We start from the raw sequence: 15194 nt of genomic DNA, 5'->3' as shown, positions 1-15194 counted from the left end.
TGCGGCCGGCCATGGCCGCCTACAACCGCTGCAACAACAGACAACAGATGGTCGCGGCATGGTCTGTGGCAGCGCCTGTTCCAGCGCATTGCCGGCACGGGAACATTCCGGCCGAGCTTGCTCTCGACCGCACCCGCGCCCGGGCCCATCGCTCCGCTTTTGGCGGCAAGGAGGCGAATGGTGCCAAGCGATCGGCCGCGCGCGGGGCGGCCGGACGTCGAAGGTCCAGTGCATAGTCGATGATGGTGGGTGGCCGACCCGTCACCTTCGCCGCAGCATGCGCTGAATGAGCTCCCTACCTAGGGCCCAGATAGTGTTAGTCGCCGCCGGCCGGCAGGTTCAGGTTGACCTGCAGGCCGCCCAGGCTGGCCCGGTCGAGCGTCATCCGGCCGCGATGCAGCTCGACCAGGTCGCCCACGATCGCCAAGCCCAGCCCGTCCCCGGGCGTCTGCTGGTCCAGCCGGCCGCCCCTGCTGAGCGCCCGTGCGCGATCCGCGTCGGGCAGGCCCGGGCCGTCATCGGCCACACCGATCACCAGCCTGCCTTCGACCTGGCGACCGGTCACCAGGATGCGCTGCCTGGCCCATTTCGCCGCGTTCTCCAGAAGGTTGCCCAGCATCTCCTCCAGATCCTCGCGGGCACCGCCGAACCGCAGGCCGGGTGCGAGATCCAGCTCGAGCTGGAGGTCCCGTCGCTCCAGCAGCGGGCGCACGACCTGGACCAGCCCGGTCACCACCGGTGCCACTGCCACGACCTCGCCCAGGCGCAGCCTCGCCTGGGCCCGTACCCGCGCCAGGCGCTGGTCGATGCGCCGCCGCATCCGCTCGACCTGGACCTGCAGCCGCTGGCCCAGCTCGGGATCGCCGCTTGCGGCCAGGATCTCGGCCTCGTGATTGAGGATGGTCAGCGGGGTCTTCAGGCCATGGGCCAGATCGGCGGCATCGTGTCGGGCGCGCTCCACCATCGCCCGGTTATCGGCGAGCAGGCCGTTCAGCTCGTCCACCAGCGGCGCCAGCTCGCTCGGCACATCGGCGCCCAGCCGTTCCGCCTCGCGCTTGCGGATGCGCGCGACCTCCAGGCCCAGCCGATCCAGCGGCAAGAGGCCCAGCCTGACCGCAAGAAAAGCGGCCAGCAGGAGCAGCAGGCCCAGCATGGCGAGGCTGGTGACCAGGAACCGGGTGAAGCTCGCGACATCGGCGATCAGGGGGCCGATGCTGGCGGCCACCGCGATCCGGGCTTCCCCCGCCACGTCATAGGCGCGCACCTTGCGCTCGACCACCCGCACCGGGCCGGCACCATCGGCGACCAGCTCGTAGCTGGCGATCCCATCCGCTCCGGCAGCCGGCTCTTTCGGCAGGTCGAGTTCGCTGTCCCATAGCGAGCGGGAGCGTATCGCACGGCCGTCCGGGCCGATCACCACATAGTACAGGCCGGAGAAGGGGGTGGCGAAGCGGGGATCGCTCAAGGGAGCGTCCAGCCGGGCGGCACCGTCCAGCGTGATCGCGAGGCGGCCGGTAAGCTGGTCCAGATGGCGGACCAGCTCCTCCTCCAGCCGGCGCTCGGCCAGGTCGCGGAAGAACCATTGCAGGGCGAGCCCGGCTGCCAGTAGCGCCACCATGATCCAGACCGTCGAGCCCAGGATCAGGCGGAGCTTGAGGGACCTGGCGGTCACCCGGCGGCCTCGTCGGCGACGATCAGGTAGCCCTGGCCGCGCCGGGTGCGGATCGCGTCCTCGCCGACCTTGCGGCGCAGCCGGCCGACCAGCACCTCCAGCGTGTTGGATTCGCGCTCCTCGTGCTCGGCATAGAGCTGGTCGGCCAGCTCCTGGCGGCTCAGCACCCGCCCGGCATTCTGCATGAGCAGGTGGAGCAGCCGGTACTCCGCGGCGGTAAGCGCCACCGGCACCCCGTCCACCGCGACGGTACGCGCCCGCGTGTCGAGCTCGATGCCGCGAACCGTCAGCACCGCATGAGCATGGCCGTGGGCGCGGCGGACCAGGGCGCGCACCCGGGCCACCAACTCCTCGACCCGGAACGGCTTGCCCAGATAATCGTCGGCACCGGCGTCGATCCCCTCGACCCGCTCGCTCCAGCTGGCCCGGGCACTCACGATCAGGACCGGCGTGGTCCTGCCGGCGGCCCGCATCCGGCGCAGGAGGGACAGCCCGTCCAGGAGCGGCAGGCCCAGGTCCAGGACGATCGCGGCGAACTCCTCCTCGGTGGCACGGAACAGGGCATCCTCGCCGTCCTGCGCCTGCTCGGGCACGAAGCCGGCCGCGGCCAATGCCTGCACGATTCTGGCCGCGATCGCCGCTTCGTCCTCGATCACCAGCACCTTCACCGCAACGATTCCCTATCTGCCGCCACGGACGGGCGCGCCGGTATGGGCGTCGGCCAGCACCCGGACCAGCCGACCGTCCGGGCGCAGCACCTGGAACTGGTAGAGCCAGCGCCCGTCCTGCTGGACGATGTCGGTCGCCACCACCTGGCCGCTGAGCTCCGGCCCCAGCCGCCGGACCACGTCCCACATCGGCAGGATGTCCCCCGAACGCCGGGCGCTGCCGAGCGCATCCTGATCGAACGGGTTGTCGCTGCCCCGCTCCAGGGCTCGCCCAGCCCCGCGCGACGGCGCGGTGAAGCCCTGGATCAGGTCGTTGGCGCGTGCCGGCACCGGCGGGGCGAGCAGGCCGGCCGTCAGAAGCAGGAGGATGGAGCGCGTGATCCCGGGCATGGCCCGGAGCTTATGCGCCGTCATAGCTGAATGCAGCCTGACAATGGCGTTCACCAACCGGTCAGGCCGCTCATGCTAGGGACATCCGCCATGTGGCCGGCGTGCCGGCCGTCAGGAGGAGAAGCCGATGAACGCCACGAGGACGCTGGCCAGGACAGCCGGCCTGGCCCTGCTGGCCCTGCTGGTCGCGGTGCCGGTGCTGGCGGACGGGCGGGAGCGACGCCACGACGGTGGGCGGCACTACCGCGAGGACGGTGGCAGGCACTGGCAGCATGGCCGCCGCTATGCGGACCGCGTGCCGCCCTGGCTCCGCGGGCCCAGGCTGCACGGCCAGCACCGGCGTGACTGGCACGACTGGCGGAGGCACCGCCATTGGCGCGACGGCCGGGGCCACTACCGCGGCTGGCACCACGATCAGCGCCACCACCGGTTCCTGGTCGACCCGTCGGGGCGGTTCTTCTTCCGCATGTTCTGAGCCTCGGCGCGTTCTGCCGGCAGCCGCCCACGTTGCTGCCGATGGCAGACCGTGCCAGCCTGCCGGCAGTTCGCCTGTCAGGCTGGGAGGAGCGAGATGGCGGCAGCGCCGGTGCCGGAGATGGCCGAAATTCTCGAGATGGTGGCGCAGCAGAATCTGCCGCCCTGGGAGAACTACCCGCACGCGGAGGCGCGGCGGCTCTCGGTCGAGCGCAATGCGTACTGGAACGAAGGCAACCCGCCGGTGGCGCGCGTCGAGGACCTGCTGCTCGACACCGCACCCAGGCGCGTGCCAGTCCGGCTCTATGTGCCGGAGGGTGCCCCCGCCACCGGCCCGGCGATCATCTACCTGCATGGCGGCGGCTGGGTGATCTGCTCGCTCGATACGCATGACGGAGTCTGCCGGCGTCTCGCCAATGCCAGCGGCATGCGGGTGATCAGCGTCGACTATGTCATGGCACCCGAGCATCCGTTCCCGGAGCCGCTCGACGACTGCGTGAACGCGGTGAAGGCGATCCATGCGGAGGCCTGGCGCTTCGGTGCCGACCCGGACCGGCTCGCGGTGGCGGGCGACAGTGCCGGCGCGAACCTGTCGCTGGCGGTGCTGCTCCGGCTGCGCGACGAGGGCGGGCCAAAGCTCAGGACGGCTGCCCTGATCTATGGCGTCTACGCCGATGATCACGGGACCCAGTCGCACCAGGACTGGGGCGGCGGGGACTATCTGCTCTCGACAGCCACCATGGAGTGGTTCTGGGATGCCTATGTCCCCGATCGGGCCGAGCGGACCAATCCATATGCAGCACCATTGCATGCCAGGGACCTGTCCGGCCTGCCACCGCTCTACCTCTCGGCAGCCGAGCTCGATCCTCTCAAGGACGATACGGTGGCGATCGTACCGAAGCTGGAGGCGGCAGGCGTCCCGGTCGACTACCATCTCTGGGAGGGTGTCACCCATGCCTGCATCATGTTCAGCCGGATGCTGCCGCAGGCGGACGGGCAGATCGCCGAGATCGCTGCGTTCCTGAAGAAGCAGCTCGCCTGAGCCTCAGGCGATCCGGCGGAACAGGCCGGGATAGCTGACGACCAGCCCGTCGGCGTCGATCTCCAGTTCCCGGCTGAAGTCGGAGTCGCGGGATTCGTAGCGCCATCGCCGCCCGGGCTCCAGGCAGGTGTAGCGCTGCGGGTCGCGGTGGATGGCCAGGTCCGGGAAGGAGACCCAGGCCATCTCGATGGCGGTGCCACCGGGCGGCGTCTGGCCGAGGCGGCGGATCGGCAGGGTGTTGGTGAAGGGCGTGATCGACAGATCGGGATCGATCGCGCCCGCCAGCCCCGGCATGGCCTGGCCTTGCTCATCGGCCCAGTTTCCCTGGCCGTCGGCGCGCAGCAGGCGGCGGCCGGTACCGATGACCTCGAACTCCACCAGACGCGTGCGCCAGGCGCCATCACATACGATCCGGTAGCGGGCGGCAAAGCCGTCGCCCGGTCCCGAGACGTGGACCGAATCGGCCACGATCTCGTCCGCGCCGATTGTGAGGACGAGATGTTCCAGGGAGCCGTCGTCCCAGCCCCTCCAGCGGGCGACGACCCGCTTCATGGCCCTTCACCAAGTGCTGTCCGGATCGCCGGCAGCATGGCGAGCAGCCCGATCCTGTCCCCTGTGGTCAGGAGCCGCCGCAGCCCGGCCACCGCGTCCTCCCCACGGTCGCCCTGTCCGTGGGCGACGAGGATGCGGGCCCGCGCGATGAGGAAGTCCGCCCAGGGCATGGGCTCAGGGCGGGTATAATCCTCCAGCGCCTGCGCAAACTGCTCCACGCGCGCCCATTGACCACTGGCAAGGCAAGCCTCGATGGCATTGGCCAGGAACAGGAGGTGGTTGTGGCTGATCGAGCTGTTCCGGAGCAGTGCCAGGCCCTCCTCGAGCGCGGCCTCGGATTCCCGGGCGTCGGGCGTGATCTTGGCCAGGATGCCGAGCACCACCGGCCCGATATAGGACATCCCGCTTTCGCGGCAGATGGCGAGCCCAGCCACGACTGCGGCATGGGCCTCGTCCCGTTGGCCGAGCGCATGCAGTTGCTCACCGCGGAACGCCAGCGACTCCCCCTCGAACCGGCGCGCGCCCAAGCGCCGGGCAAGGGCCGTGGCCGCTTCGGCATGGCGCAGCCCCGCTGCGGGATCGCCCAGCAACAGATGACAAAGGCAAGCTGCATGCTGGGCGATGATCTCCGCACGGCCATGGCCGACGCGGGCCGTAGCGGCAATCGCATCGAGGCCGTCCTGCAGGGCACCCCGCACATCGCCTGCGTACAGGCGGGTGAAGGCAGTCATCGGCAGGTTGGCGACCTCGATCCGGCCAAAGCCATGCCCGCGACAGAGCTCGATGCAGCGGCGGAAATGGTCATAGGCGCTGCGCATCCGGCCCCGCGCATATTCGGCATCGCCGAGCCCGCCCAGCGCCGCGGCTTCCGCCTCGGCCGAGCCGACCTCCCGTGCCAGTTCCAGGCTGTGCTGGTGCTCGCTCAGGCAGCCGGCGATGTCACCCTGGGGAAAGCAGAGATTGCCGCGCAGGAAATGGATGCGGGACTGCTCGGTCAGGAGGCCGGCCGAGATCGCCGCGGTCTCGGCGCCTCGCAGGTCCAAGGCGGCACCGTCCAGGTCATCGATGATGCGCTTGACCATCGCCAACCCGATCAGCGCGCGGCAGCGCTCGGCCTCGCTCTGCGCCGCATCGCGTGAGGTCTCGAATGACAGCCGCGCCGCCGCCATGTCGCCCAGGTCGTGCTGGACCTCGGCCTGGAGACAGGACAGCGCGAACTGGTCGGCATGCTCGACGGCCAGGGCCTGGCCGCGCTCGATCAGGCGCAGAGCCTGGGCATACCGGTAGCTCGCCGCCTGCTGGGTGGCCGCACGCAGATAGGCGGTGGCGGCACCCGGGTTCTCGGCGCGTTCCAGATGCTCCGCATGGAGCAGCGCGTCCCGCTCCGCGTACCAGGCGGCCGCCTTGAGGTGCAGCGTGCGGCGGCGGCTCCGCAGCAGGCTGTCATAGACGGCATCCCGGATCAGGGCGTGGCTGAACAGGAATGCCTCGCCCTGCGGGCGGACGAGCAGGTGCTGCCCAAGACGCTCAGGGGCGTAATCCGGCTGTCCCAGGAGGTGGCACAGAGCGTCGCGATCGAAGCGCTGGCCGAGCACCGAGGCCGCCTGCAGGGCCGACCGGTCGAGCGGGGGAAGGCGGTCCAGCCGCGCCTGCACGAGGCTCTGCACCGATCCGGGCACGCTGCTCCCGTCATGCTCCTCCGCGTGGCGCAGCAATTGCTCCAGGAACAAAGGATTGCCGCCGGCACGCTCGACGCAACGCCGGGCATGCTGCTCGGCGGCATCGAACAGGTCAGCTGCCAGCACCATCGCCTCCTCGTGCCGCAAGGGCCCGAGGTCGATCGTCGTGAGCGGCACGTTGCCAGCACGACTTCGCCAGGCACGGTCGAGCGGATCGCCCTCGATCCGGGAGGTCAGGACCAGCAGGGCTCGGCACGTCGCGACGGTTGTGGTCAGCCTGGCGAGATAGGTCAGCACCGGTGCTTCCGCCCAGTGCAGATCCTCCACCACCAGAAGCAGTGGCTGGCGCCGGCTGACACGTTCGACCAAGCCGGCAAGCACGCGCCGCTTGCCCGTGCTGCGCCGGGCATCGTCCATGGCTTCGAAGAGGGCGCGGTCCTCGGTGGACTGCGGCAGGTCCAGCAGGTCGTTCAGGAACACGGCATCGTCGGGTGCGACCAGCCCATCCGCCAGGGCAGCCGCGGCGGCGGTGGCGGCAAGGTCCGCGCCGGCTGCGAGGTCCAGGCCCAGCAGGCTGCGCAGGAGCGAGCGGATGGCATCACGGCCGATACCCGTCCCGAAATCCAGGATCAGACCGGTATGGCAGGCAAAGCCCGCCTCCCGGGCGAGCTTGCGCAACTCCTCGACCAGCCGGGTCTTGCCGATGCCCGCATCACCGCGGACATGGATCGTCTCGCCTTGGCCGGTGTCGCGGCAGGCTGCGACGATCGTCCGGAGTTGCTCCAGTTCCCGCCTGCGCCCGACCAGCGGGCGCTCGGGTGCCGCTGCCCGCAGGCCGTACAAGCGCCAGCTGCGCACCGGTTCGGCAAAGCCCTTGACCCGGAGCGCGCTGATCTCCTCACAGTCGAGCCGGCCGGCCAGGCTTCGCCGGACCGCGTCCGACATCAGGATCTCGCCCGGTGCCGCGGCATCGGTCAGCCGGGCGGCGAGATTGACCGATTCGCCGGTCACGGTGAAGGCGCGATGCTCGTTGCTGCCGATGCCGCCCGCCACGACCTGGCCGGCGGCGATGCCGACATGGACCTGCACGCTGCGCCCGAGTTCCGCCGACAGGACCGGCATCGTGTCGCGGATACCGAGGGCAGCACATACTGCCCGTTCCGCATCGTTTCCATGGGCGACCGGAGCGCCGAACACCGCCATGACGCAGTCGCCGATATGCTTGTCGACATGACCGCCATGCCGGTCGACCACCGCATCGACCTGGGCGAGGAAGCGCTGGAGCAGCGCATGGACCTCCTCGGCGTCCAGTTCGCTGGCGAGTGCCGTATAGCCCGCGAGGTCGGCGAACAGCACGGTCACCTGTCGCCGTTCTCCCTCGGCGATCGCCCCGCCCGGCCTGGTGCCTGCGCCGAGCGCCGCCGCGGCGTCCAGCAGCCGGCGCCGGTCGCCCAGCGCGGCCACGCCGATCTCCTTCAGGTCATCGTCCGACAGCCGGGACAGGAGGTCGGCGTCGATCGCGTGGATCCGGAACGCCTCGGCATAGCGCCCGAGGCCGATGCTGCGCAGCCAGGCCTGCACATCCATGGTCCGCCTATCCTGAGGTCAGTCGCCTGAGCCTCAGTCTAGCCTGAAACGCTCCCCGCTGCGTTGCTCAAGATCACAGGTCCCCGGTCTCTGCCGGAACGAGGGCGCCCCGCCAGGAAAGGAAGCGTCGGAGAGGAGACAGGAAGCGTCAGATCAGCGACTGCCCGTATTTGAGCACTTCCTTGCAGACCTTGTCGGTCAGTTGCTGCTTCAGGCCGGAGTTGCCCAGCTCGACCTTCTGGCCGCTATCGCCGCCCAGGATGCCGCCCAGCCCCTCCTGGTAGCCCTGATCCGACTGCGCCTTCTCCTCGCCGCCGAGCTTGCCGAGCAGCTGGTCCTTCAGCCCGCTGGCATTGCCGCCGAGGAAGTTGTTCTTCGCGCAGTATTCGAGCACGCCGGTGAGGTTGCCGAGCCCGACCTTGTCCAATGCCGGCACGGATTGGCCGCCCAGCCCCTCCAAGAGCGAGCCGCCGGACGAGGACGACGAGCCACCGCCAACCGCATCTTCCAGCGCATCGGTCAGCTGGGCTCGCCCGTCAGTGGCGCCGATCGCGAGCAGGGCCGCGGCGAGGATCAGGGCGTTCCGTTGACGCAGGCCGGACATGGCGGTTCCTTTCGGCAGGATGGCCCCCTGCTCCGATGGCCGGAGGGAGGGCTTGGCGCGCCCGAGAGGTCGGAGATGAGCACCGCCCGGATGCAGGCCTGCATCTGGTCCGTCTCGTTCACCCGCTGGGCGACCTTCAACGGGTGAAGACTGGTGCCTCCATCAGGCGTCGGCAAGGGAGCACCTGCTCTCGACCAGCTTCGTGCTCTCCGTTCGGCGGCCTCACGACATAGCCGGCGAAAACTCATAGTCGCGAGATTTTCCGGGGTAAGGCGATATTGATCCGAGTGTTGGGTATGGTGATGCGTTGATCCAGAGGATCATCATGTTGCGAGAGATGCAGCGTGGAACAGGTTGTTCACGACAGCTACCCCAAAACTTTGTCGCGGCATTCGGCCATGCCCCTGACTGCTGGCAGCCTTCCCCATGTTCTTGTGATGATTTTGGGTTCATGTCATGGAGCATGTGCTCGATATGGCTGTGCCGGCAATGAGTGGGGCGGATTCTGCCTCATTGGACTGCTCGGCCTTGGCGGGTAGAATCCATAGATCCAGGGCTTCCGCCCGGCCGCGCACCGCGAGACGGGCGTGCCGTCGCATGCCACTCAGCGCATGCCGCCCGGCCTGGGCAAGTACGCGATCGACCAGCGCTTGGCTCACGGCCATGGATGCTCCGAGCTCGCGGGTCAGTGTCTCGAGGCGGCTCGCGACGTTGACGGTGTCGCCCAGGACCGCGAACTCCACCCTTCGCTCGTCACCGATGTCGCCCAGCACCACCGGCCCGAAATGCAGCCCGATCCCGACGCGCAGCGGCGGCTCGCCACGCTTTGTCCGCAGGTCGTTCCAGTCGTCCAGTGCCGCCAGCATCGCCCGCCCGCAGGCCAGGGCCCCGACAGCGTCCTGCGGACCTGAATCCGGTGTACCGAACGTCGCCATCACGCTGTCGCCGATGAACTTGTCGAGCGTGCCGCCATGCCGGAACACGCAATCCGCCATGCGGCCGTGGAAGCCGCGCAGCATGGTCATGACCGCCGTCGGGCTCATGCCCTCGCACAGGCGGGTGAAGCCGACGATATCGACGAACAGGACCGCCACCTCCTGGGTCCGGATCGGACCGAAAGGCTCGTCGACCGCCGCCAGTTCCTCGACCAGGTTGGCCGACACGTGGCGGGCCAGGTTGGCCCGGGCACGCTCGAGCCTCGCCTGTGCATCGACGAGCCGCTGCATGCGCCCGACCACGACGGCCAGGATGCCGGCGATCAGGCAGGCGGTGAACACGCTGCACGCCCAGGCTGCGGTATCCACGAAGGTCGGGTCGAGGTAGCGGGCCACGGCCTCGGCCGGGCTGGCACCCTCCGGTAGGCCGAAGCCCAGGCGGGTGTCCGGCATGAACATGATGATGCCGACGCCCGCGCTCCACGTCGCGACCACGATGAATGCCGCACCGATCACGAGCCCAGGCGACAAGGTGAAGGTCGCCCAGGCGACCAGCAGCAGGAAGAACAGGAATTTCGGTGGCCGCAGCGCCATCTGCACCGGAGTCGACGAGGGGACGAACGGGTTGGGGACCAGCAGCGTCACGGTGAGCAGGATGGCGTTGGCCAGCACGAACCCCAGGATCAGCCAGGATGGCACCGGCCGCCGGCTGCGCCATCCCCAGGCGCAGGCGAGGGCCACGAAGGCAGCGACGATGCCGAGATAATAGAGAGCCGCGGGCCAGGGATGGACCAGGGCGCACCAGACCGCGACGGCGCAGAACGCGAGCGTGAGGGCATGTGCCCCCAACCGTCCGGTCACCTGGCGTTCCGCGGCCAACGCCGCCGCGATCCGCTGGTCCAGTGCGCTGGACTGACCCAGCGGAATCTCGAGCGTGACGGGTGCCGACCTTCGATCCATCAGCCGGACCCGGGTGGCTGGAGCCTGAAGGGCGCAGGCCGGCATGGAGTTGCCCCCCTCGATTGATGTGCGGCGAGAGGGCAATTCAGGTGAGGCCCAGACCGCCATCGATGGCGATCACCTGGCCCGTCACCCAGTCGGACGCCGGATCGGCGAGCCGCACGATCCAGGCGGCGACATCATTCGGCTCGCCACGCCGCCCTAGCGGAATCCGCTGCCGCTCCTGCTCCTTGACAGTCGCCGCCTGCGCCGCGGACAGGTTCATCATGCCGGTCAGCGCCTCCGACTCGGTGGGGCCTGGTGCTACCGCGTTCACGCGGATGCCCTGCGGCGCCAGTTCCAGCGCCCAGCAGCGGGTAAGGTGCTCCAGTGCCGCCTTGCTGGCGGCATAGTGCGACAGCCCCACTGCCGGCCGGTGGCCGAACGTGCTGGAAATGTTGACGATACCGCCCCGCACCGCCGCCAGATGCGGCAAGGCTGCCGCCGTCAGCAGGCTGGGGCCCAGCACGTTCACGGCGAGGATCCGCTCGATCTCGGCCGCCCTGGCCTCGGCGAGCGGCAGGATGGCTCCGGCGCCGGCATTATTGACCAGCACGTCCAGACGGCCCCAGCACCCGATCGCATGGTCTACGGCACGCCCCGCATCGTCGGGGTCCGCCGCATCCGCCACCAGCCCAATGATGCCGGGATGCCCGGCCGTGGTCGCTTCCAGCGCTGCGGCGCGCCGCCCGGTGATGATGACCTTCGCTCCCAGCGCAGCGAAGCGCAGGGCGGTAGCACGGCCGATGCCCGAGCCTCCGCCGGTGATGATGACGACCTTCTCGTTCAGCATGGACATAGGTCCGCCTCGTTGGATTCGGTTGGTGTGGTGGGCGTTCTGCACGGCGGGCCATCCGGCCGACGGGAGGCCATGCTGAACACCATTCGCTTGCCGCGCGTGGCGCCTAGAGGTCGGTGACGCGCTGCGGATCGGCGGAGGCCAGAGCGGCCATGCGCTCTGCCCGAGGCGGGTAGATCCAGACGGTGTTGATCTCGTGCTTCAGCTGCTTCGCCTCGGCACCGAGCAGTTCCACCTTGCGGTCCCAGCCACGGGTGAAGATCGCGCCTGCCTCGCCCAGATCGAGACACGTGACATAGGTCTCTTGGTGGTAGGGCTGGCCCGGGGCGCCCAGGAGGTCGGCAGCGGCGTTGTTCCCGGCGAACGCACCCATGCGCGTGGCGTGCTGGCAGGACATCAGGGCGTGGTTGCCGATTTCGTCGCACGGCACCTTCGCCGCGTCGCCCGTGGCGAAGACGCCGGCAACGCCCGGCACGCGCAGCGCGCGGTCGACGATCAGGCGGCCCAGATCATCGCGCTCGGCCGGGATGGTCGCAGTCAGCGGTGCGGCACGCATGCCGGCCGCCCAGATCACGGTGAGGCTGTCGATGCGCCGCCCGTCGCTCAGCACCACGCCCCTCTCGTCCAGCGCGGCCACGCCGACATCGAGCTCGGTCTCGACCTGCAGTTCCCGCAGCGCCTGTTCGATATGCGGCCGTGCGGCGGCACCCATGTCCGGTGCGATGGCAGGACCGCGCTGAACGATGACGACGTGAGGCCGGGCATCCCGGCCGAGCACGGCGCGCAGGCGAGCCGGCATCTCGGTCGCCACCTCGATCCCGGTGAAGCCGCCACCTGCGACCACGACGGTGTCGCGCGCCTTCGAGGCCGGCCGCTGGGCGAGGCCCTGCAGATGCCGGTCGAGCGCCACTGCGTCTCCGAGGCTGTCGACGCTGAAGCCGAACGCCGCCAGGCCCGGGATGTCTGGGCGGAACAGCCGGCTGCCGGTGGCCAGGACCAGCCGGTCATAGCCGAGCTGCCGCTCAGCACCGTCAGGGCTGCGGTAGTCGATCAGCCGGGCGCCCGGGCGGACCGCATTGGCGGTGCCCGGAACGAAGGTGACGCCGATTGCATCCAGCACCGGCTGGAGCGGTGCGGTCAGCTGCTCCGGCCCTGGTTCATAGAGCCGCGGGCGGACCACCAGGGTCGGCTCCGGTGCCATCAGTGCGATCTCCAGCCGGTCCGGCGACACATCCTGGCTGTCCCGCAGCCGGGCGGCGGAGAGTGCCGCATACATGCCGGCAAAGCCGGCGCCGATGATGACCAGTCGCTGCTGCATGATCTGTTTCCCATCCCGTGACGGCGGCCGATGTTCGGTCGGGCCGCCTGACCGGAATGGGAGATGCACGCATGTGCACAGCGCGGGCATTGTACGGCGGGAGAGCAGGACCGAGCCGATCGGCCAAGCCGGTACGACCTTCGTATGAGGGTGCATGGGCCCAGCCATGGCGCAGCTCCGTTCCTGCCGCGCGGGGGCCTCCACCCAGGCTGAAGGACGGGACCTATACGGCGGTATGACCCGTCCGCTCCCTCGGCTCAATCGATCGGGCCTGCGCCGGAACGTAGCTTCGTCGGTGCCGTGAAGGTGCGGCGAAGGAGACGAAGATGAGCCTGCTTAACAGCCCGCAACCCGCCGAGCCGGAACCGAAGGACCTGGTACCGTCGCGCTATGCACTGCGGATCGGCCAGATCGACGTGCTGGTGATCAGCGACGGGGTACTGCCGCTGCCGACCGAGATGCTGGCTCACAATGCCGACCCGTCCGTCCGGGGAGCCTGGCTGGACGAGATGTTCCTGCCGCCGGATGCGTTCGACTGGCCATTGAACGTGGTCCTGGTGCGCAGCGGCGGCCAGACCATCCTCATCGACGCAGGATTGGGCCTCGACCCGGACCTGCACTTGCCGCGGGCCGGGCAGCTGATCCAGCGACTGGAGTCCGCCGGCATCGACCTCGCGTCCGTGACCGACGTGGTGCTCACCCACATGCACATGGACCATATCGGCGGGCTGCTCGTCGACGGGGTGAAGGACCGGCTGCGTCCGGACCTGCGGATTCACGTGGCGGCGGCTGAGGTCCGGTTCTGGGAGTCGCCCGATTTTTCCCACACCTCCATGCCGCCGGGCTTCCCGGACGCGCTTCGGGCGGCCGCCAGGCGGTTCCTGGATACGTACCGCAGCCACCTGCGCATGTTCGAGGAGGAGCACGAGGTGGCGCCCGGCGTAGTCGTCTCGCGCAGCGGTGGCCACACGCCTGGGCACAGCCTGGTCCGCCTTGCGTCCGGTGGCGACCGGCTGACGTTTGCCGGCGATGCGGTGTTCCCGGTCGGGTTCGACCAGCCCGACTGGCACAACGGTTTCGAGCACGACCCCGAGGAGGCGGCACGCGTCCGGGTCCATCTCCTGCGGGAACTGGCCGAGACCGGCGAGATGCTGGTGGCCACGCACCTGCCGTTCCCGTCGATCGGCCGGGTCGGGAAAGCCGGCGACGCCTTTCGCTTCGTGCCGGCCTTCTGGGACTACTGACCCCCTGCTGGGCCAGGGGCCGGACATACGGCCGCATCGTCCTGAACCAGGTGGATGGCCGGAGGCGGAGAGGCAGACATGGACGTATATGAGGCCGTCACCAGCCGACGGGCGGTGCGCGGATTCAAGGATGAGCCTGTGCCCAGGGAAGTGCTGGAGCGCGTGCTGTCCGCCGCGGCCTGGTCGCCATCCGGGTCGAACATCCAGCCCTGGAACACCTACGTGCTGACGGGCGCGCCGCTGGCCGAGCTCAAGACGCGCGCCGTCGAGCGCGTGGCCCATGGCGATCCCTGGGATGAACGGCAGTACGAGATGTACCCGCGCGTGCTGAAGTCCCCGTACGGGGAGCGCCGATCCGCCTTTGGCAAGGAGCGCTACAGCGCGCTCGGCATTGCCCGTGAGGACTGGGAGGCGCGCCAGCGGGCGGCCATCGCGAACTGGAACTGCTTTGGCGCGCCCGCAGCCCTGTTCTGCTACATTGACCGCGACCTGGGTCGTCCCCAATGGGCCGACGTCGGCATGTATCTGCAGACGGTCATGCTGCTGCTCCGGGCCGAGGGGCTGCACAGTTGCCCGCAGATGGCATGGTCGCAGGTCCGCGCGACAGTCGCGGAGGTTCTGTCACCTTCGGATCGCCTCATCCTCTTCTGCGGCATGTCGATCGGGTACGAAGACCCCATGGTGAGCAATCCTCGTACGAATCGTGCCCCGCTCGACGAGACAGTCACCTTCGTCGGCGGCTAGTCGCACGGCCCCGAGGTGACCCGGGCTGGATCGGCCGGATCCGCCTGCCGGATCCGCCTGTATGCAGCGCAAGCAACATTCACCTGACCGATCCTCGGCTCCAACCGGGCTGCGGAGGCGGCAAGCCTCTGGAGTACGGGTCACCCGGCCGCCCGGAGATGACACGGGCACCATCCACGGAGAGACGCGGCATGCACCAGAGCCCCTCCGATCAGCCCGCACAGGCTGATCCGTCATCCCGATCCACCATGTCCGAGCCACAACCGGCCGAAGGTCCGGCTGCGGGCAGGTGCGAAACCGGATGCTGCGCCCGGATGTGCCAAGCCCGTGAGGCTCGATCCGGCATTGCCCCAGGCAGACTATCGGTTTCCATAGGGTGCCCGCGGCTCGCTGCGGCTCTACCCTGCCGTCCGACTAGGTGCCCAGGCCAGCATGGGTGCTAGTCTGGCGGAGGTCGCAGCCTTGGGGGGCGCGACCTCCACAGGAG

General features: G+C 69.4%; 13 protein-coding genes. 4 read left to right on the top strand and 9 right to left on the bottom strand.

All coding sequences use genetic code 11. The annotated features are described in order from the left end of the window. Window positions 1-316: 316 nt before the first annotated feature. From VNS22_RS18645 to VNS22_RS18635, 3 genes are read right to left on the bottom strand one after another with little or no spacing between them, the layout of a single operon-like run. The gene (locus tag VNS22_RS18645; protein ID WP_325735065.1) at window positions 317-1672 is read right to left on the bottom strand and encodes a sensor histidine kinase; all 1356 of its coding nucleotides are present in this window, start codon (window positions 1670-1672) and stop codon (window positions 317-319) included. Then, window positions 1669-2340 carry a response regulator transcription factor gene (locus VNS22_RS18640; protein ID WP_325735063.1) on the bottom strand — a complete coding sequence of 224 codons (672 nt, stop codon included), beginning with the start codon at window positions 2338-2340 and terminating at the stop codon, window positions 1669-1671. The genes VNS22_RS18645 and VNS22_RS18640 overlap by 4 nt, the downstream gene beginning before the upstream one ends. A 12-nt stretch (window positions 2341-2352) precedes the next feature. Continuing rightward, on the bottom strand, window positions 2353-2754 hold the full coding sequence (locus VNS22_RS18635; protein ID WP_325735061.1) for a hypothetical protein: 402 nt from the start codon (window positions 2752-2754) through the stop codon (window positions 2353-2355). A gap of 103 nt (window positions 2755-2857) precedes the next feature. On the opposite strand from VNS22_RS18635, the gene VNS22_RS18630 reads away from it, so the two are divergent. Further along, entirely contained in the window at window positions 2858-3205 is a 348-nt protein-coding gene (locus VNS22_RS18630) for a hypothetical protein (RefSeq protein ID WP_325735060.1), read from the top strand. A 96-nt stretch (window positions 3206-3301) separates the two neighbouring features. After that, the gene (locus VNS22_RS18625) at window positions 3302-4246 is read left to right on the top strand and encodes an alpha/beta hydrolase (RefSeq protein ID WP_325735059.1); all 945 of its coding nucleotides are present in this window, start codon (window positions 3302-3304) and stop codon (window positions 4244-4246) included. 3 nt (window positions 4247-4249) lie between these two features. Here VNS22_RS18625 and VNS22_RS18620 read toward each other — a convergent pair whose 3' ends face one another. The 6 genes from VNS22_RS18620 to VNS22_RS18595 all read right to left on the bottom strand — a co-directional run bounded on the left by VNS22_RS18620 (window position 4250) and on the right by VNS22_RS18595 (window position 12719). Further along, a complete protein-coding gene (locus VNS22_RS18620; RefSeq protein ID WP_325735057.1) occupies window positions 4250-4798 on the bottom strand; it encodes a putative glycolipid-binding domain-containing protein in 549 nt (182 codons plus the stop codon). Beyond that, complete coding sequence (locus VNS22_RS18615; RefSeq protein ID WP_325735055.1) at window positions 4795-8064, bottom strand: adenylate/guanylate cyclase domain-containing protein; 3270 nt, start codon at window positions 8062-8064, stop codon at window positions 4795-4797. Before VNS22_RS18615 ends, VNS22_RS18620 begins: the two co-directional genes overlap by 4 nt. Window positions 8065-8212: 148 nt before the next feature. Continuing rightward, window positions 8213-8668 (bottom strand): DUF2501 domain-containing protein, encoded by a 456-nt coding sequence (locus VNS22_RS18610; RefSeq protein ID WP_325735053.1) that lies wholly within the window; start codon window positions 8666-8668, stop codon window positions 8213-8215. Window positions 8669-9117: 449 nt separating this feature from the next. Continuing rightward, window positions 9118-10563 (bottom strand): adenylate/guanylate cyclase domain-containing protein, encoded by a 1446-nt coding sequence (locus tag VNS22_RS18605; protein WP_325735052.1) that lies wholly within the window; start codon window positions 10561-10563, stop codon window positions 9118-9120. 85 nt (window positions 10564-10648) lie between these two features. After that, a complete protein-coding gene (locus VNS22_RS18600) occupies window positions 10649-11401 on the bottom strand; it encodes an SDR family oxidoreductase (protein WP_325735050.1) in 753 nt (250 codons plus the stop codon). Window positions 11402-11507: 106 nt separating this feature from the next. Then, window positions 11508-12719, bottom strand: a complete 1212-nt coding sequence (locus tag VNS22_RS18595; RefSeq protein ID WP_325735049.1) for an NAD(P)/FAD-dependent oxidoreductase — start codon at window positions 12717-12719, stop codon at window positions 11508-11510. Window positions 12720-13045: 326 nt separating this feature from the next. Here VNS22_RS18595 and VNS22_RS18590 point away from each other — a divergent pair, with 326 nt between their 5' ends. Next, window positions 13046-13963 (top strand): MBL fold metallo-hydrolase, encoded by a 918-nt coding sequence (locus tag VNS22_RS18590; RefSeq protein ID WP_325735047.1) that lies wholly within the window; start codon window positions 13046-13048, stop codon window positions 13961-13963. Window positions 13964-14041: 78 nt separating this feature from the next. Next, window positions 14042-14707, top strand: a complete 666-nt coding sequence (locus VNS22_RS18585; RefSeq protein ID WP_325735046.1) for a nitroreductase — start codon at window positions 14042-14044, stop codon at window positions 14705-14707. Window positions 14708-15194: the final 487 nt, after the last annotated feature.

It is taken from the genome of Geminicoccus sp. (assembly GCF_035556675.1).
Taxonomy (GTDB): Bacteria; Pseudomonadota; Alphaproteobacteria; order Geminicoccales; family Geminicoccaceae; genus Geminicoccus.
This window is presented reverse-complemented; position numbering and strand designations above follow the sequence as displayed.